Source organism: Mycobacterium shinjukuense, from assembly GCF_010730055.1.
GTDB lineage: Bacteria > Actinomycetota > Actinomycetes > Mycobacteriales > Mycobacteriaceae > Mycobacterium > Mycobacterium shinjukuense.
In genome coordinates this window covers 1,481,500-1,498,421 of sequence record NZ_AP022575.1, presented here as the reverse complement: position 1 = coordinate 1,498,421, position 16,922 = coordinate 1,481,500, and the positions used below count along the sequence as shown (strand labels likewise).

General features: G+C 69.5%; 16 protein-coding genes and 1 pseudogene. 7 read left to right on the top strand and 10 right to left on the bottom strand.

Features of this window, described 5'->3' with window-relative positions; all coding sequences use genetic code 11:
- Positions 1–115: 115 nt before the first annotated feature.
- The 7 genes and pseudogenes from G6N20_RS06725 to G6N20_RS06695 all read right to left on the bottom strand — a co-directional run.
- Positions 116–475, bottom strand: a pseudogene (locus tag G6N20_RS06725) (PE family protein); the annotation flags it as partial.
- 80 nt (positions 476–555) lie between these two features.
- Positions 556–1,605 carry a hemolysin family protein gene (locus tag G6N20_RS06720; RefSeq protein WP_083051037.1) on the bottom strand — a complete coding sequence of 350 codons (1,050 nt, stop codon included), beginning with the start codon at positions 1,603–1,605 and terminating at the stop codon, positions 556–558.
- Positions 1,605–2,984 (bottom strand): hemolysin family protein, encoded by a 1,380-nt coding sequence (locus G6N20_RS06715; protein WP_083051040.1) that lies wholly within the window; start codon positions 2,982–2,984, stop codon positions 1,605–1,607. The genes G6N20_RS06720 and G6N20_RS06715 overlap by 1 nt, the downstream gene beginning before the upstream one ends.
- A 177-nt stretch (positions 2,985–3,161) precedes the next feature.
- Positions 3,162–4,598 carry a GuaB1 family IMP dehydrogenase-related protein gene (locus G6N20_RS06710; protein WP_083051043.1) on the bottom strand — a complete coding sequence of 479 codons (1,437 nt, stop codon included), beginning with the start codon at positions 4,596–4,598 and terminating at the stop codon, positions 3,162–3,164.
- A 16-nt stretch (positions 4,599–4,614) separates the two neighbouring features.
- Complete coding sequence (gndA, locus tag G6N20_RS06705) at positions 4,615–6,066, bottom strand: NADP-dependent phosphogluconate dehydrogenase (protein ID WP_083051045.1); 1,452 nt, start codon at positions 6,064–6,066, stop codon at positions 4,615–4,617.
- A gap of 113 nt (positions 6,067–6,179) precedes the next feature.
- Positions 6,180–7,121: a M56 family metallopeptidase gene (locus tag G6N20_RS06700; protein WP_083051047.1), complete on the bottom strand. Its 942-nt coding sequence runs from the start codon at positions 7,119–7,121 to the stop codon at positions 6,180–6,182.
- A gap of 14 nt (positions 7,122–7,135) precedes the next feature.
- Positions 7,136–7,552, bottom strand: a complete 417-nt coding sequence (locus G6N20_RS06695) for a BlaI/MecI/CopY family transcriptional regulator (protein WP_083051050.1) — start codon at positions 7,550–7,552, stop codon at positions 7,136–7,138.
- A 299-nt stretch (positions 7,553–7,851) separates the two neighbouring features.
- Between G6N20_RS06695 and G6N20_RS06690 the strand changes: the two genes are divergently transcribed.
- A complete protein-coding gene (locus G6N20_RS06690) occupies positions 7,852–8,277 on the top strand; it encodes a PaaI family thioesterase (protein ID WP_083051809.1) in 426 nt (141 codons plus the stop codon).
- Positions 8,278–8,351: 74 nt separating this feature from the next.
- Here the strand turns inward: G6N20_RS06690 and G6N20_RS06685 are convergent, their stop codons facing one another.
- On the bottom strand, positions 8,352–9,734 hold the full coding sequence (locus G6N20_RS06685) for an NAD(P)/FAD-dependent oxidoreductase (RefSeq protein ID WP_083051764.1): 1,383 nt from the start codon (positions 9,732–9,734) through the stop codon (positions 8,352–8,354).
- Between the two features lie 176 nt (positions 9,735–9,910).
- Positions 9,911–10,588 carry an SDR family oxidoreductase gene (locus G6N20_RS06680; protein WP_083051767.1) on the bottom strand — a complete coding sequence of 226 codons (678 nt, stop codon included), beginning with the start codon at positions 10,586–10,588 and terminating at the stop codon, positions 9,911–9,913.
- A gap of 245 nt (positions 10,589–10,833) precedes the next feature.
- Here G6N20_RS06680 and modA point away from each other — a divergent pair, with 245 nt between their 5' ends.
- The 6 genes from modA (at position 10,834) to G6N20_RS06650 (ending at position 16,037) form a co-directional block, all read left to right on the top strand.
- Positions 10,834–11,595, top strand: a complete 762-nt coding sequence (gene modA / locus G6N20_RS06675; RefSeq protein WP_083051770.1) for a molybdate ABC transporter substrate-binding protein — start codon at positions 10,834–10,836, stop codon at positions 11,593–11,595.
- A gap of 19 nt (positions 11,596–11,614) precedes the next feature.
- On the top strand, positions 11,615–12,409 hold the full coding sequence (locus tag G6N20_RS06670; protein ID WP_083051773.1) for an ABC transporter permease: 795 nt from the start codon (positions 11,615–11,617) through the stop codon (positions 12,407–12,409).
- A 6-nt stretch (positions 12,410–12,415) separates the two neighbouring features.
- A complete protein-coding gene (locus tag G6N20_RS06665) occupies positions 12,416–13,525 on the top strand; it encodes a sulfate/molybdate ABC transporter ATP-binding protein (RefSeq protein ID WP_083051776.1) in 1,110 nt (369 codons plus the stop codon).
- Between the two features lie 51 nt (positions 13,526–13,576).
- Positions 13,577–14,566 carry an alanine and proline-rich secreted protein Apa gene (locus G6N20_RS06660; RefSeq protein ID WP_083051779.1) on the top strand — a complete coding sequence of 330 codons (990 nt, stop codon included), beginning with the start codon at positions 13,577–13,579 and terminating at the stop codon, positions 14,564–14,566.
- 106 nt (positions 14,567–14,672) lie between these two features.
- On the top strand, positions 14,673–14,972 hold the full coding sequence (locus tag G6N20_RS06655) for a GlsB/YeaQ/YmgE family stress response membrane protein (RefSeq protein WP_083051782.1): 300 nt from the start codon (positions 14,673–14,675) through the stop codon (positions 14,970–14,972).
- A gap of 39 nt (positions 14,973–15,011) precedes the next feature.
- The gene (locus G6N20_RS06650; RefSeq protein ID WP_276003707.1) at positions 15,012–16,037 is read left to right on the top strand and encodes a zinc-binding alcohol dehydrogenase family protein; all 1,026 of its coding nucleotides are present in this window, start codon (positions 15,012–15,014) and stop codon (positions 16,035–16,037) included.
- 50 nt (positions 16,038–16,087) lie between these two features.
- On the opposite strand, the gene G6N20_RS06645 is transcribed toward G6N20_RS06650, so the two are convergent.
- A complete protein-coding gene (locus G6N20_RS06645) occupies positions 16,088–16,852 on the bottom strand; it encodes a CPBP family intramembrane glutamic endopeptidase (protein ID WP_083051788.1) in 765 nt (254 codons plus the stop codon).
- Positions 16,853–16,922 lie beyond the last annotated feature (70 nt).

Here is a 16,922-nt window from a genome sequence, read left to right as displayed (position 1 = left end):
AAGGTGGCCCGCCGCCGCATGGCGCCGTGCCCGAACGCGCGCTGGCAACGCTGGCGCGGTGTTCAACAGCGATCGCTGAGGCCGGTCAGATCATAGGCGCCGGGCGATCGGCGGACTACGCCCCGCTGGCCCCGTTCTGACCGAACAGCGACCCGCCGGTGCCCCCGATGCCGCCGGGTCCCGCGGAGTCACCCGGCCCGCCGTCCCCGCCGTCGCCGATCAACCGGGCATTGCCGCCGTTACCGCCGGTCCCGGGCAAGCCGGCCACGCTGACACCGGCGGTGCCGCCGTCACCGCCGTCGCCGATCAGCGCGGCCGTGCCGCCGTTACCGCCGGTACCGCCGGAATCGGTCTCGCTGGGCCCGCCGGACCCACCAGCCCCGCCGTGGCCGAACCACTGGGCGCCGTTGCCGCCATGACCACCACAAACAGGGCAGGGCCAGTCTATGGGCCGCGGGCCACCAGATCCGGCGTTTGCCCCAACATGCTCGACGCGACGGTCAGCGGCGGCCCTCATGCCGCGACTGCGATCAACACCGAGGTCAGCGACGGCGGTCACGGATGCGTGCCGTCCCGCATGGTGCCAACCAGGTCTGCCACCAGGTCTTCCAGCGCCACCATGGCGACCACGGCACCGTCATCGGCGGTCACCAACGCCAGATGGCTGTTGCTGCGCCGCATCCGCGACAGCGCTTCGGGCAGCGGTAACGACTTGGGCACCCGCGGCAACGGGCGCACAACGCCCAGGTCGATCACGGTTTGCGGATCATCACCCAGCGCCAGCACGTCTTTGATGTGCAGGTACCCGAGGAAAACACCGCCGCGATCCACCACCGGAAACCGCGAGTAGCCCGTCCGGGCCAAGGCCCGCTCGACCGCGCCGACCGTCGGCCCCGAGCCGGCCGCGGCCACCGACACCGCCCGAACGTTGGCCAGGGGCACCGCGACATCGGCAACCACCCGGGTGCGAATGCGCAGCGCCCGGGTCAACCGGGTGTGCTCTTCGCGATCCAGCAGGCCTTCGGAGAGCGATTCGGCGATCATCTCGCCCAGTTGCACCGTGGAGACCGTGATGTCGAGTTCGTCTTTGGGCTGCACCCCGAGTGACCGCAGGATCGCGGTGGCACACGTGTTGTACAACACGATGAACGGCCGGGCGGCCCGCACATAGGCCAGGTAGGGGGGGACCAACAGCATCGCTGTTCGCTCCGGGCCGGCCAGCGCGATGTTCTTCGGCACCATCTCACCCAGCAGCACATGCAGCGTCACCACGATCGCCAGAGCGACCACGAACGACATCGTGTGCAGCAGAGCCGGAGGTATGCCGGTGAGCCCGAAAATAGCCTGCAGCAAATGCGCGACGGCGGGTTCGCCGATGCGGCCGAGCAGGATCGAGGCGACGGTGACACCCAGCTGCGCTCCGGCCAGCATCAAAGGAAGCCGCTCGCCGGCCCGGATCACGGTGACCGCGCTGGCCCGGCCTTGCTCCGCCAACGCTTCCAGACGGTCACGGCGGGCCGAGATCAGCGCGAACTCCGCTCCGACGAAGAACGCGTTGGCGCCGATCAGCAGGATCGCCAGCAGCACCGCCAGCACGGCGCCCATCAGTCGCTCCGTCCGGTGGCCGACCCGGCAGACCCGTCGGGTTGACCGCCGCGTTCCGTCAGCTCGAGCAGGTCGATCCGGCGGCCGTCCATCCGGACCACCGTGGCCTGCCACCGCACCGAATCGTCGGGCAGGCCGTCGGGGTCCAACGCGGGCAGCTGGACCGTTTCGCCGGCCACCGGGATGTGGCCGAGCTCCCGCAGCACCAGCCCGCCGATCGTCTCGTATGGCCCCTCGGGGGCTCGATAGCCGGTGGCGGTGGCCACCTCGTCGATGCGCAGCAGGCCCGAGACCCGCCATCCGCCGCCGGCGGCCACCACATCGGGAGTGGCATCGTCGTGCTCGTCGCGGACGTCGCCGACGATCTCCTCGACCAGATCCTCCAGGGTGACCATGCCCGCGGTGCCGCCGTATTCGTCGACAACCATCGCGGTGTGCAGCGCATCGGCCCGGATCTGGGCCAACACCGCGTCGCCGTCCAACGTGGACGGCACCACCGCCGCCGGCTTGGCGACCGTACTCAGCGTGGTCTGGGCGCGCTCGGCGGGCGGGACGTCGAACGCCTGCTTGACGTGCACCATGCCGACGGTCTCGTCGAGGTCGCCCCGGACCACCGGGAACCGGGAGAACCCCGACGTGGCGGCCGCGGCAACCAAGTCGGCGATGGTGTCGTCGACCTGCAGCGCCACGATCTTCGATCGTGGCGTCATCAGCTCCTCGGCCGTCAAGGTCCCGAACCGCAGCGAGCGGTGCATCAGTGACGCGGTGGCGTCATCCAGCGAGCCGCTGCGTGCGGAGCTGCGCACCAACGACACCAATTCCTGCGGTGAGCGCGCCGACCGCAGCTGCTCCGCCGGCTCGATACCCAGCCGTCGCACCACCCAGTTCGCCGCCCCGTTGGTCAACCGGATGGCGGGGGTGAACAGCAGGGAAAACGACAGCTGCGGAACCACCACCGCGCGGGCGATCCGCAACGGGCGCGCCACCGCAAGATATTTGGGCACCAGCTCGCCGAACACCATCGACACCGATGTGACGATCACCAGCACCAGAAACGTCTGGATACCGTCGGCCACCCGGTCGGGTATCCCGATCGCCGTCATTGCCGAATGCGGAATTCGGGCCACCAGCGGTTCGGTCAGATAGCCGGTCGCCAGCGTGGTGATCGAGATGCCTATCTGGGCACCCGAGAGCTGGAACGACAGCCTGTGATGCGCGCGCCGGATGAAGCGATCCCGGTTGCCCCCGGCGCGCGCGTTTGCCTCGACGGTGCTGCGGTCCAGCGCGGTCAGCGAGAACTCGGCCGCGACGAACACCGCGGTGCCCACGGTGAGCGCCAGAATGGCCAGCACGCTGATCACGACGCCGACATGGTTCATCGGCGGGTCGCCTGTCGGTCTACCTTGGGCCGAGCCCGAGCACCCGGTGCCGGGGATGGCCGCCCGGCCCGGGAGCCCACGGCCACCACGGGTGCCTGCGGCACGTCAACCCTTTCGCTCGATGCCGCGCAGCCCGTCGCGGCGGTTGTGAAGTTCATATGGTAGCGCCGCGAGGCGTCACCAACCCGTCGGCAATGGATGGCCCTCGGCGAAGCCCGCCGGCGACTGCACGCCGACCACGGCCCGCTCGTGCAGCTCCGCCAGATTCGAGGCCCCGACATAGGTGCAGGTGCTGCGCACGCCGGAGGTGATGTGGTCGATGAGATCCTCGACACCCCCGCGGTCGGGGTCAAGCCCCATCCGCGACGTCGAAATGCCTTCCTCGAACAACGCCTTGCGTGCGCGGTCGAACGGGCTGTCGGTGGTGGTGCGGGCGACCACCGCCCGCTTGGACGCCATGCCGTAGCTCTCCTTGTAGGGCCGATCGTCGCGGTCACGCATCAGGTCGCCGGGGGACTCGTAGGTGCCGGCGAACCACGACCCGATCATCACGTTGGCCGCGCCGGCGACCAGCGCCAGAGCCACGTCACGCGGATGACGGATCCCGCCGTCGGCCCATACGTGCCCGCCGAGCTGCCTTGCGGCGGCTGCACATTCGAGTACGGCGGAAAATTGCGGGCGGCCGACGCCGGTCATCATCCGGGTGGTGCACATGGCGCCCGGCCCGACGCCAACCTTGACGATGGTCGCCCCGGCTTCGAGCAGATCCCGCGTTCCCTGTGCGGACACCACATTCCCCGCCGCCAACGGCACGCCCAAGCCCAGCGAGGAGATGGCCTTGATCGCGTCCAGCGTCTTGACCTGGTGCCCGTGCGCGGTGTCGATGACCAGCACGTCCACCCCGGCCTCGACCACGGCTTGCGCCCTGGCGGCCACCTCACCCGTGATGCCGACGGCCGCGCCGACCCGCAGCCGGCCCGCGGCGTCGGTGGCCGGGGTGTAGATGCCGGTGCGGACGGCCCCGGTGCGGGTGAGCACCCCCGCCAACGTGCCGTCGGCTGCGGTCAGCACCGCGACGTCGATCGGGGCGTGCTCGAGCAGGTCGAAGATCTTGCGCGGGTCGGTGCCCGCCGGGGCGGTCACGAAGTCCGTCGTCGCGACATCGCGCACCCGGGTGAAGCGGTCCACGCCGACGCAGGCCGATTCCCGCACCAACCCCAGCGGGCGGCCCTCGAAGACCACCACCGCGACGCCGTGCGCCCGCTTGTGGATCAGGGCGGTGGCGTCGGACACCGAATCGTCGGGGGCCAGCGTCACCGGGGTGTCGAGCACCAGGTCACGGCTCTTGACGAACTCCACCGTCTGCCGCACCGCCGGGATGGGCAGATCCTGCGGCAGGATCACGATGCCGCCGCGGCGGGCCACGGTCTCGGCCATCCGGCGCCCCGCTACCGCGGTCATGTTGGCGACCACCACCGGAATGGTGGTGCCCGAGCCGTCGGCGGTGGACAGGTCGACGTCGAACCGTGACGCGACGTCGGAACGGTTCGGCATGATGAACACGTCGTTATAGGTCAGGTCGTACCCGGGTCGATGCCCGTCCAGAAACCTCATCGGCAACACCCGCTCGCTAGGCCGGCACTTCGCTTCGATCTCCGCTCCACAGGGTGTGGAACGTGCCCGGCTGGTCGACGCGCCCGTAGGTGTGGGCACCGAAGAAGTCGCGCTGGGCCTGGGTGAGCGCGGCTGGCAACCGCTCGGTGCGTAGTCCGTCGTAGTACGACAGGGCCGAGGAGAATCCGGGGGTCGGAATACCCAGTTGGGCCGCCGTGCACACGACGCGCCGCCAGCTGTCGATCGCCGATTCGACGGCGCTGCGGAAATACGGCGCGACGATCAGGCTGGCCAGGTCGGGGTCGGCGTCGAACGCCTCCTTGATCCGGTTGAGGAATTTGGCCCTGATGATGCAGCCGCCGCGCCAGATGGTGGCCAGGTCGCCTGGTCTGATGTCCCAGCCGAATTCGGCGCTGCCGGCCTGGATCTGGTTGAAGCCCTGCGCGTAGGCCACGATCTTGGAGGCGTACAACGCCTGCCGGATGTCGTCGGTGAACGCCTCACGGTCGGCGGGTCTGTCACCGAGCTTGCCCGAGGCCAGCCCCCGCGCGGCCGCGCGCTGCGCCACCGAACCGGAGAGTGCGCGGGCGAACACCGCCTCGGCGATTCCGGTCACCGGCACGCCCAAGTCCAGCGCGGACTTGACCGTCCAGCGGCCGGTGCCCTTCTGCTCGGCCTGGTCGAGGATCACGTCGACCAGCGGCTTGCCGGTCTTGGCGTCGGTTTGGCGCAGCACCTCCGCGGTGATCTGCACCAGGTAGCTGTCCAGGTCGCCGTTGTTCCACTCGGTGAACACGTCGGCGATCTGCGGCGCGGTCAGATCCAGCCCGTCGCGCAGCAGCTGGTAGGCCTCGCCGATGAGCTGCATGTCGGAGTATTCGATGCCGTTGTGCACCATCTTGACGAAGTGGCCGGAGCCATCGGGACCGATATGGGTGCAGCACGGCACACCATCGACATGAGCGGAGATCCGCTCCAGCAGCGGGCCCAGCGATCGGTATGACTCGGGTGGTCCGCCGGGCATGATCGACGGCCCGTTCAGCGCTCCCTCTTCACCCCCGGACACCCCGGCCCCGACGAAATGCAGGCCACGCTCGCGCAGGGCTTTCTCGCGACGAATGGTGTCGGTGAACAGCGCATTGCCGCCGTCGATGATGATGTCGCCTTCTTCCATGGCGTCGGCGAGTTCGTTGATCACGGCATCGGTGGGGTCACCGGCTTTGACCATGACCAGCACTCGGCGCGGTTTTTCCAGCGCGGCAAGGAATTCCGGAATCGTTTCGGTGCGCACGAAGTTTCCCTCGGAGCCATGCTCGGTCAGCAAGGCATCGGTCTTGGCGATGGACCGGTTGTGCAGCGCGACGGTGTAGCCGTGTCGGGCGAAGTTTCGGGCGAGGTTGGAACCCATCACGGCCAGGCCAGTGACGCCGATCTGGGCGGTAGCGGTCTTGGTTTCCGAGGAGCTCATATTCTTCGCCTCTCAGGTTCGCAGAACTGTCGCTGGGGCTTTCGACAAAGCTATTGGACACACTGTGGCACAGCAGACTGGTGGCGCGCCCAACCGTTCGGCCCGGGGTCGAGCTAGAGGAATAGCCGGTGCAGCTCGGTGAGCCACGGTACGGCCAACGCGATGGTGGGCACCACCAGGACCGCGGCGGCGGCCAGGTAGGCGGCCGCCGACACCACCAGGCTGTTGCCGGGCCCCGACAGCCGGCGCACCCGCAGCACCGTGCTGGGACCCCCGGCGGCCAGCGCGCCTTGTGGAGCCCGCCCGGACGCGCAGGCGACCAGCGCGCGGGCCAGGGGAGCGCGGCCCGCGGCGCGCACCGCCGCGTCGTCGGCCAGCAGCTCGACGAGCAGCTGCGCCGCGCCGAGGGCGTGGGCGCTGCGCACCAGCCGCGGAAACGCGGCGTGGACCGCGGTGAATGCCTCCAGAACCAGGTCGTGTCGGGCGCGCAGGTGAGCCCGCTCATGGGTGAGGATGGCCGCGACTTCGTCGTCGGTGAGCTGCTTCAGCGTCCCCTCGCTGACCACGACCCGGCTGCGCACCCCGGGCAGGCAGTAGGCGAGCGGTTGCGCGACATCGAGGACGCGAAGGGTGCGGGCGCACGGCCGGGCCAGGGCGGCATCATGTCCGACCCCGACCAGGTCGACCACCCTCCGGTGGCGGGCCCGCCGTCGCCGGGTGGCGATCGCCACCCGCAGGACCGCGACCGCCAGGCGGGCGCCCACCAGCACGGTCAGCGCGAAGACGGCGATGTATGCCGCCCACAGCGGCCAGCCGAGCCGTTGCTGCGCCGCGACGACGCTGGCCGTGGGCCGCCCGTGCGGGCCGGGAATGAGCAGCCGACTGGCGATGGCGATGCCGGCGCTGAAGGCCGACAGCACCGCGGCCAGCGCGATGGCTTGCCAGAGCACCATGGCCGCACGCGGGGCCCGCACCGGCCAGGTCGCTCGGGCCAACACGGCCGGTGTCGGGCCAGCCAGCAGCACCGCGAGGATGGTGAAGGCCAGCGCGGACACGCTGCTAGTCTCCCTCAGTCCTCCGTCGCAGCGCCAGCGGTTGGCGAATCGCGATGACTTGCTTCCAATTCGGCCAGTGCGCGCCGGAGTGCGTCGGCCTCGTCGGCGCCGACCCGCTCGACGAAGTGCACCAGCGCGGCCTGCCGGCCACCGGAGTCCTCGGCCTGGGCCAGCGCATCGACCATCAGCCCGGCCACCAATTCGTCACGGCCATGCACGGGCGCATAGCGGTGGGCGCGATCGTCACGGATCTGGGAGACCAGATTCTTCTTGGCCAGCCGTTGCAGCACGGTCATCACGGTGGTGTAGGCGAGCTCGCGGCGCGCCGATAACGCTTCGTGGACCTGGCGCACGGTCTGCGGCTCCGCCGTGGACCACAGGTGATCCATTACGGCGCGTTCCAGATCCCCCAGGCGCGTCAGCTTGGCCATAGTCCGTTCCATCTCCATCAGCGTTGATTCCAGCGTACCCCGGATTACTACCGGCGGTCGTAAACAATACCCGGTTAACGCTTGCAAAATTAGGGCAGCCTTGCCTATGCTGGGTTGGGTCGAGCGACACAGACCGCGGCAGAGTCCTGAGGGCTGCAGTGACCCCCGGTCTACTCGATCGGCGAGCCCCGCGCCTGGCGCGGGGCTCGCCCGTTTCCCGGTCCGTGAGACCGGAGCTGTCGACCGCCGGTTGGGTCGACGGTTCCGATGGTGTAGACACTGAGGACGTGTCCTCGACGCTGGACCCGGAAGTTCCCGACGCCCCGTTCGATTTCTTCGCACCCTTCGACGCCGAGTTGGGTCTGCGGTTCACCGAGCTCAGCCCCGACGGCGCCCGCGCACAACTGCAGGTCAAACCCGAGCTGTTGCAGACGATGGGCATCGTGCACGGCGGCGTCTACTGCTCGATGATCGAAAGCATGGCCAGCGTGGCCGCATTCACCTGGCTGGCCGCGCATGGCGGCGGCAACGTCGTGGGCGTCAACAACAACACGGATTTCCTGCGCGCGATCACGGCGGGGATGGTCTACGGCAAGGCCGAACCACTGCACCGTGGTCGGCGTCAGCAGCTGTGGTTGGTCACCATCACCGACGAGACCGAACGGGTGGTGGCGCGGGGTCAGGTGCGGCTGCAGAACCTCGAGACGCACTCCGGCGGCGCCTAGCCTAGCCGCGACGATCCTGTCGTCGGTGTTAACGCATGCCGCACTACGAGATGGCCACGATTGCCGGTGACCGGCTAACTGGCCACCCGGGCGCCGGCCGTTGACCCCTGCGCCTCGGCGGCCAGCTCGGCCAGCTGTTCGAGCCGCGTTCGGGCGAACGCCTGCTGGTCGGTGATGGTCAACTGCCCACGCCGCGTGCTCAGAAACGTCACCGTCCACGACAGCAAGGTGGTGATCTTGGTCTTGAACCCGATCAGATAGGCCAGGTGCAACACCAGCCAGATCAGCCAGGCGATGAACCCGCTGAACTCCAGGGGCCCGATCTGGGCGACCGCGGAAAACCGCGACACCGTCGCCATGGAGCCCTTGTCGACATAGTGAAACGGCTCCCGCCGTGTTGGGTCGGCCCCGGCGAGCTCACGCTTGATCGTGTTGGCCACGTATTTGGCGCCCTGGATGGCTCCCTGCGCCACTCCCGGCACGCCCTCGACGGCCGCCATATCGCCGACCACGAAGACGTTGGGATGCCCGGGGATCGACAGGTCGGGCCGCACCTGGACCCGGCCGGCCCGGTCCAGCTCGACGGGGGCCTGCTCGGCGAGGTCCCTGCCCAACCGGCTGGCCTGGACGCCGGCGGACCAGACTTTGCACGCCGACTCGATGCGCCGGACAATGCCGTCGGAGTCCTTGACGGTGATGCCGTTGCGGTCGACATCGGTGACCAGTGCACCCAGCTGGATCTCCACGCCCAGCTTCTGCAGCCGTTCGGCCGCCCGCTGGCCCAGCTTCTCACCCATCGAGGGCAGCACCGCGGGGGCGGCGTCGAGCAGGATCACCCGCGCCCTGGCCGAGTCGATGTGCCGGAACGCCCCCTTTAACGTGTGTAACGCGAGTTCGGCGATCTGCCCGGCCATTTCCACTCCCGTCGGGCCGGCTCCGACGACGGTGAAGGTCAGCAGCTTGGCCCGCCGCTCCGGATCGCGTGAGCGTTCGGCCTGTTCGAAGGCGCTCAAGATCCGGCCGCGCAACTCCAGGGCGTCGTCGATCGACTTCATGCCGGGCGCGAACTCGGCGAACTGGTCGTTGCCGAAATAGGATTGGCCCGCTCCGGCTGCGACGATCAGGCTGTCATACGGCGTTTCGTAGGTGTGGCCGAGCAACTCCGAGACGACGCACCGATTGGCCAGGTCGATGTGGGTGACGTTGCCCAGCAGCACCTGGACGTTGCGCTGCTTGCGCAGCACCACTCGGGTGGGCGGCGCGATCTCACCCTCGGAGATGATCCCGGTGGCCACCTGATACAGCAACGGCTGGAAGAGGTGATGCGTGGTGCGGGCGATCAGCTTGATGTCGACGTCGGCTCGCTTGAGCTTCTTTGCCGCATTGAGTCCGCCGAACCCCGATCCGATGATCACCACGTGATGCCGACGGCCGGGTTCAGCTAGCTGGGGACTCATGCGCAGCGGCTCCTGACGGAATCTCCTTGACGGGTGACACAGTTAGCCACCACGCTAGTCAACTTGACCCAGCCACGCCCAGGCACGGGCATGTGTCATTACCCACATGCGCATCACACCGGTCGCCGGTTGCCGTGGCAGACGTTGTCGCGATCCGCGCGGAAAGCGAAACGGGCTCAGGCGAAGTGCGCCAGCGCGCCGTGGCTCACGTGCAGTGTCTGGCCGGTGATGTGACGAGCCGCGGCGGTGGTGAGAAACAGCGTCAGCCGCGCGATCTCCGCGGCAACGGGCGCGGGCGTGCGCGACAGGCCTTGGTAGCCAAGCTGGGCGCCGCGCCCGCACGCGACGGCGTTGACCGTGATGCCCCGGGTGCCGAATACCTCCGCCTGACCGCTGATCCAATTCGACAGGGCGGCCTTGATCGCCGCGTCGGCGCTGCCCGCGGGCGGGTTCTCGGCCACCACGGTGATGATGGACCCACCGGAACGCAGATGGTCACCTGCGGCCTGCACCATCAGCACCGCCGAGAGCACCGTCGCGTCCAGCGCCGTGCGCCACGCGGTGGCCGTGTCGGACAGCGAGTGGGTGCGGGGGTCACCGGCGTCCCAGGTGGGTGCCGGCACGTTGACGATGGTGTCCAGGTGATGCGGGAACAGACCGCGTACCTCGGTGAGGCTGGCCGGGTCGGCGGTGTCGCAGGCAATGGCGTCGGCGTCGAGCTCCTTGGCGACGACCTCGAGATCGCCTCGGCGGGCGCCCACCAGGGTTATCTTGTGATCGGCATCACGAAAGCTCTCGGCCACTGTGCGTCCCAGGTCGGTGTCGCCCCCGGTGACCAGCACTTCCACTGCCACGACCTCCTCGTGCTCAACGAAACCCAGACCCTTGCCAGGTCACCCGCTCATCCGCGTGCGCCGGCGCGGCCAACCTTGCTCCTGAGGGTTGATGTTACTGGACAGTAGCTATTCGGCAAATCCCGCGTGGCCGCGACGCGCAGACGATTTGGGTAACGATTTGGCCCACGCGCTCGTGCTATTTCTCGCCCGAGGGTGGCACGGCCCCGCTGCAGGCCGAAGTTCCCCCGGGCTAGGTTTGTCCAATGCGTCGGATGCTGGCCGGTTGGGCGTCGATGCTGCTGGTCTGCGCGCCGGCGGGGTGCGGTTGGTTGCCACGGACGGCGCAGGCCGCCCGGTCCGTCGTGGTGTTCGCGGCTGCCTCGCTCAAGCCCGCGTTCACCCAGATCGGTGAGCGTTTCACCAGGGACAACCCCGGCACGAGCGTGGACTTCAGCTTTGCGGGCTCCTCCCAGCTGGCGGCTCAGCTGACGCAGGGCGCCACCGCCGACGTGTTCGCCTCGGCGGACACCGCGCAAATGGACACCGTCGCCAGGGCCGGGTTGTTGGCCGGAGATCCGACGAACTTTGCCGCCAACACGTTGGTCATCGTCACCACACCGGGAAATCCGAAGCATGTCGGCTCCTTCGCCGACCTCGCCCGCCCGGGGCTCGGTGTGGTGATTTGCCAACAGCGGGTGCCGTGCGGATCGGCGACCCGGCGCATCGAAGCCGTCACCGGGATCCGCCTCGATCCGGTCAGCGAGGAACCGAGCGTGACCGACGTGCTCGACAAGGTCACCACCGGTCAGGCCGACGCCGGCCTGGTGTATGTCACCGACGCGCTCGGCGCCGGCGCCAAGGTGGCGACCGTCACGTTTCCCGAGGCCGCGGGGACGGTGAACAGCTATCCGATCGCGGTGCTGAAAAAGGCGTCCCAACCGATGCTGGCGCAGCGGTTCGTGGCCGCGGTGACGGCTGAGACCGGTCGGAAGATCCTGGATCAGTCCGGCTTCGCTAGCCCCTGACGAGCCCTGACAAGCGACCGTGCACCGGCCTACGGATCTGCCCCGCTGGGTTTATCTCCCCGCCGCCGTGGGGATGACCTTGGTGGCGTTGCCTCTGGTCGCGATCGCGATCAAGGCTGATTGGCCGCGCTTCTGGTCGCTGATCACCGGCCCGTCCTCCACGACGGCACTCCGGCTGAGCCTGCGCACCGCCGCCGTGAGCACGATGCTGTGCCTGCTGCTGGGCGTCCCGATGGCGCTGGTGTTGGCGCGCGGCCGGCCACGGCTGGTGCGGCTGCTGCGACCGCTGGTCCTGCTGCCGTTGGTGCTGCCGCCGGTGGTCGGCGGCATGGCGTTGCTCTATGCGTTCGGGCGGCTCGGATTGCTCGGGCACTACCTGGAGGCGGCCGGTATCCGCATCGCGTTCAGCACGGCCGCAGTGGTGCTGGCGCAAACCTTTGTGTCGTTGCCGTTTCTGGTGATCTCCCTCGAGGGTGCCGCCCGCGTCGCGGGAGCCGGCTACGAGGTGGTGGCGGCGACGCTCGGGGCGCGGCCCGGCGCGGTCTGGTGGCGGGTCACGCTGCCGCTGCTGGCGCCGGCCATGATGTCCGGGGCGGTGCTGGCTTTCGCCCGCTCGCTCGGGGAGTTCGGGGCGACGCTAACGTTCGCCGGCTCCCGGCAGGGCGTCACCCGCACCCTGCCGCTGGAGATCTATCTGCAACGGGTCAACGACCCGGACGCGGCGGTGGCGCTGTCGATGCTGCTGGTCGCACTGGCGGCGCTGGTGGTAATGGTCCTGGGCGCTCGCCGGCTGACCGGCTCGGACACGAGGTAGCCGAACATGAGCGAGTTGCAGCTGCGCGCGCTGGTCGCAGACCGCCAGCTTGACGTTGAGTTCTCGGTGTCCGCGGGCGAGGTGCTGGCCGTGCTCGGACCCAACGGCGCGGGCAAATCCACCGCCCTGCACGTCATCGCCGGGCTGCTCCGACCCGATGAGGGGCATGTGCGGGTGGGGAACCGGGTGTTGACCGACACCGCCACCGGTGTCAACGTGGCGACCCACGATCGTCGGGTTGGGCTGCTGCTGCAGGATGCATTGCTGTTTCCGCACTTGAGCGTGGCCGCCAACGTGGCGTTCGGACCGTGCAGTCGTCGCGGGATGTTCCGGTCCGGCCGTGCCCGGGAGAAACGGTCGGCCCTGCGCTGGCTGCGCGAGGTCGACGCCGAGCAGCTGGCCGACCGTAAGCCGCGGCGGTTGTCGGGAGGTCAAGCGCGGCGGGTCGCCATCGCGCGAGCACTGGCAGCCGATCCCGAGGTGCTGCTCCTCGACGAGCCGCTGACCGGGCTCGACGTGGCCGCCGCCGCGGCCGTGCGCGCGGTGCTGCGCAGCGTGGTCAGCAGCAGCGGATGCGCTGCCGTCCTGGTCACCCACGACCTGCTGGATGTGTTCACCCTGGCCGATCGGGTCCTGGTGTTGGAGGCCGGGAAAGTCACCGAGATCGGTCCGGTCGCCGATGTGCTCGCCGCTCCGCGCAGTCATTTCGGAGCCCGTATCGCGGGCGTCAACCTCGTCGGCGGAACGATCGGCCCCGATGGCCACCTGCACACCGGGTCCGGACAGTATTGGCAGGGCACCGCGGGCGAGCCGCTCACCGCCGGACAACATGCGGTTGCGGTGTTCGCGCCCGCGGCGGTGGCGGTGTATCGAGACCCGCCGCGGGGCAGCCCGCGCAACACCGTGCGGGTGACCCTAGCCGAGCTGCATGCCCGCGGACCGGACGTCCAGCTGCGCGGCCAGGACCAGCCCGATGGCGCACCCGGCCTGACGGCACGCGTCACCGCCGAAGCCGCCGCAGAGCTGCAGCTGACACCCGGGGCGAGCGTGTGGTTCAGCGTCAAGGCTCACGAGGTGGCGCTGCACCCGGCGCCGTGGCGACACACCCGCCGGTGAGCCGAGCAGGTCGTCCTTGCGTCCCGGCGCTAACACGGTAGGTTCGTCGCCATGCATCAGGTGGACCCCAACTCGACACGTCGCAACGGACTGTGGGCGGTCTTGGCGATCGCCGCGGCGGCCGGTGCCAGCGTCGTCACCATTGCGTTGCCGGCGACCTCCAGCGCCGATCCGGAGCCAGTGCCCCCGCCCACCACGACCGCGGCCCCGGCGACCACCGCCACACCCGCACCGGCGACCACCGCGGCCACACCGGCGCCAACGAACACGCCGACCGGCCAGCCCGGCGATCCCAGCGCGGTCCCACCGCCGGTCGACCCCAACGCACCACCCACACCCGTCGTCGACCCCAACGCACCCGAGCCCGGCCGCGTCGGCAACGCAGCCGGCGGATTCAGCTTCGTGATCCCCCCCGGCTGGGTGGAGTCCGACGCCTCCCACCTCGACTACGGGTCGGCCCTGCTCAGCAAGTCGCTCGGCGAACCGCCGCTGCCCGGACAGGCGCCGCCGGTCGCCAACGACACCCGCATCGTGCTCGGCCGGCTGGACCAACGGCTTTACGCCAGCGCCGAAGCCACCAATCCCAAGGCGGCGATCCGGCTGGGCTCGGACATGGGCGAGTTTTTCATGCCCTACCCCGGCACGAGGATCAACCAGGAAACCGTTCCGCTCAACGCCAATGGGGTCTCCGGAAGCGCCTCCTACTACGAGGTGAAGTTCAGTGATCCGGCCAAGCCGAACGGCCAGATCTGGACCGGCGTCATCGGCACTCCCGCGGCCAGCACACCCAATGCCGGACCACCCCAGCGCTGGTTTGTGGTCTGGCTCGGGACCTCGAACAACCCGGTCGACAAGAATGCGGCCAAGGTCTTGGCCGAGTCGATCCGGCCGTGGACACCGCCGCCGGCCCCCGCCCAAGCTCCGGGAGAGCTCGCACCGGCGCCGGCAGCGCCCGCGCCCGAACCGTCGCCCGCCCAGGCCCCGGCCGCGGGAGTAAACCCCACCCCCACCCCGGCGTCGCCGCGGACCCAACCGGCTTGAGCGTGCGTGCGGGTCGGCGGGCCGGCACGGTCGAGTGGGCGAGCACCCACCCACGTCGGGGCGTGGACGGGGGAAACCGAGATAACAGCCCATCGAGGAGATCCGCATGGACGTCATGGCGACCACCGACTACCAGACCTTCGCCCCGCCGACGGCGGTGAGCTGGCTCGCCTACATCATTATCGGCGGAATCGCCGGCTGGATCGCGGGCAAGATCGTCAGGGGCAGCGGCTCGGGCATCCTGTTGAACATCGTCATCGGCGTGACCGGCGGGTTTCTCGGCGGCATGCTGCTGCACTGGCTGCATGTCGATGTCGAGCATGGCCGCAAATGGTTCACGTTCTTCGTCTCGCTGCTGGGTGCGGTCATCCTGCTGTGGATCGTCAGCCTGGTGCGCAGGCGGTAACACAGCCGCACGCCGGCAAAACGGCGGCATGATGGAGTGATGGGCCCGAAGGCGACGACGACGATGAGCGCGTGGCAGGTGCGTCGCCCCGGCCCAATGAACACCGGCCCGCTGCAGCGAGTCACCACCGAGGTGCCGCGGCCCGAACCGGCCGAGCTGCTGGTCGCGGTGCACGCCTGCGGGGTGTGCCGCACCGACCTGCACGTCACCGAGGGCGACCTGCCGGCGCACCGCGACCGGGTAACCCCCGGCCATGAGGTGGTGGGCGAGGTCGTCGAGGTGGGCGCCGACGCCGGCGACACCTTCGCCCCGGGGGATAAGGTTGGCATCGCCTGGCTGCGGCACACCTGCGGGGTGTGCACATACTGCCGCCGCGGCGACGAGAACCTGTGCCCGCAATCCCGCTACACCGGCTGGGACGCCGACGGCGGGTACGCCGAATTCGCCACGGTCCCTGCGGCTTTCGCGCACCACCTGCCCACCGGGTACAGCGACAGCGAGCTGGCCCCGTTGTTGTGCGCCGGCATCATCGGATACCGCTCCCTGCTGCGCGCCGAGCTACCACCCGGCGGGCGGCTCGGGGTCTACGGGTTCGGCGGCAGCGCGCACATCACCACCCAGGTGGCGTTGGCCCAAGGCGCCGAGGTGCACGTGATGACCCGCGGGGCCGAGGCGCGCGAGCTGGCGCTGGCGCTGGGCGCCGCGTCGGCTCAAGGCGCCGACGATCCGCCCCCGGTGGCGCTGGACGCCGCGATCCTGTTCGCCCCGGTCGGCGAACTGGTGCTGCCCGCACTGGAAGCGCTGGACCGGGGCGGCACCCTGGCCATCGCCGGGATCCACCTGACCGATATTCCGCGCCTCAACTATCAGCGACATCTGTTCCAGGAGCGGCAAATCCGCTCGGTCACCTCCAACACTCGCGCCGATGCCCGCGCCTTCCTGGCCTTCGCGGCCCAGCATCACATCCACGTCACCACACCGGAATATCCACTCGGTCAAGCCGATCGAGCGCTGACCGACCTCGGTGCCGGCCGAATCGCCGGAGCCGCCGTGCTGTTGGTGTAACCGCGGCTGCCGGGCTTTCAGCTGCTCACCGGAGGCAACGGCAACGCAGATCAGGTAGCCAGGTGCCACACCACGGCGGCGGCCACCGCGCCCGCCCCGTTCAACGACCAGTGCAGCGCGATCGGCGCGAGCAGGCTGCCACTGCGCCGGCGCAGCCAGCTGAACACGAACCCGGCCACACCGGTGGCCAACACCGCTACGGCCACCCCCGTGCACATCCCGACGAATCCGCCGCCGAACAGCCGGGTGAAGCCGACATTGTTGCTCGTCAGTCCCAACGAGGTCGCGACATGCCACAGGCCGAACAGCAGGGAGCCCGCCACCGCGACACCGCGAAATCCCCAGGCCCGATTCAGCGCGCCCTGCAGCACCCCGCGAAAGGCCAGCTCCTCGGGGATGACGGTCTGCAGCGGAATGATGACCATCGAGGCGACCAGCGCGCCCGAGACCGTCGCGTAGTGGTTGTTCATGAACATCGGCCGGGTCATCGGAAGCAGCACGCCGATCGAGATCACCGATATCACGACGGCCACGGCGGCCAGTGCATATCCGAGCCCGGATCGCCAGTGCTCCCGGCCCAGGCCGAGTTCGGCCCAGCCCAGGCCGTTGCACCGGACCAGGATCACCAGCCCGACGGCGGCGGCCGGCACCGTCGCGATGCTCGCCCACGGCGTGGTGAAGTGGGCGATCAGGTTGGTGAGCACTAGCACCACCACGACGACGGCGACGTCGACCTGGATCCGGAACCGGTGCAGCACCGAAAGCTGCGACACCAGCGAATCAGGAAGGAGGGTTGCGGTCGCCAGGTCAGACATCGTCGCCGAGTCTACCTGTGGGCGGCCGGCCGTCGGCGCTGTTCGACGACCCGATCGTGGCACGCCACAA

What these genes read in the sequence shown, in the direction of transcription:
- G6N20_RS06720 (WP_083051037.1), bottom strand. Translation starts at nt 1,605, where the DNA reads ATGGGCGCCGTGCTGGCGGTGCTGCTGGCGATCCTGCTGATCGGCGCC.
- G6N20_RS06715 (WP_083051040.1), bottom strand. Translation starts at nt 2,984, where the DNA reads ATGAACCATGTCGGCGTCGTGATCAGCGTGCTGGCCATTCTGGCGCTC.
- G6N20_RS06710 (WP_083051043.1), bottom strand. Translation starts at nt 4,598, where the DNA reads ATGAGGTTTCTGGACGGGCATCGACCCGGGTACGACCTGACCTATAAC.
- gndA (WP_083051045.1), bottom strand. Translation starts at nt 6,066, where the DNA reads ATGAGCTCCTCGGAAACCAAGACCGCTACCGCCCAGATCGGCGTCACT.
- G6N20_RS06695 (WP_083051050.1), bottom strand. Translation starts at nt 7,552, where the DNA reads ATGGCCAAGCTGACGCGCCTGGGGGATCTGGAACGCGCCGTAATGGAT.
- G6N20_RS06685 (WP_083051764.1), bottom strand. Translation starts at nt 9,734, where the DNA reads ATGAGTCCCCAGCTAGCTGAACCCGGCCGTCGGCATCACGTGGTGATC.
- modA (WP_083051770.1), top strand. Translation starts at nt 10,834, where the DNA reads ATGCGTCGGATGCTGGCCGGTTGGGCGTCGATGCTGCTGGTCTGCGCG.
- G6N20_RS06665 (WP_083051776.1), top strand. Translation starts at nt 12,416, where the DNA reads ATGAGCGAGTTGCAGCTGCGCGCGCTGGTCGCAGACCGCCAGCTTGAC.
- G6N20_RS06660 (WP_083051779.1), top strand. Translation starts at nt 13,577, where the DNA reads ATGCATCAGGTGGACCCCAACTCGACACGTCGCAACGGACTGTGGGCG.
- G6N20_RS06655 (WP_083051782.1), top strand. Translation starts at nt 14,673, where the DNA reads ATGGACGTCATGGCGACCACCGACTACCAGACCTTCGCCCCGCCGACG.
- G6N20_RS06650 (WP_276003707.1), top strand. Translation starts at nt 15,012, where the DNA reads ATGGGCCCGAAGGCGACGACGACGATGAGCGCGTGGCAGGTGCGTCGC.
- G6N20_RS06645 (WP_083051788.1), bottom strand. Translation starts at nt 16,852, where the DNA reads ATGTCTGACCTGGCGACCGCAACCCTCCTTCCTGATTCGCTGGTGTCG.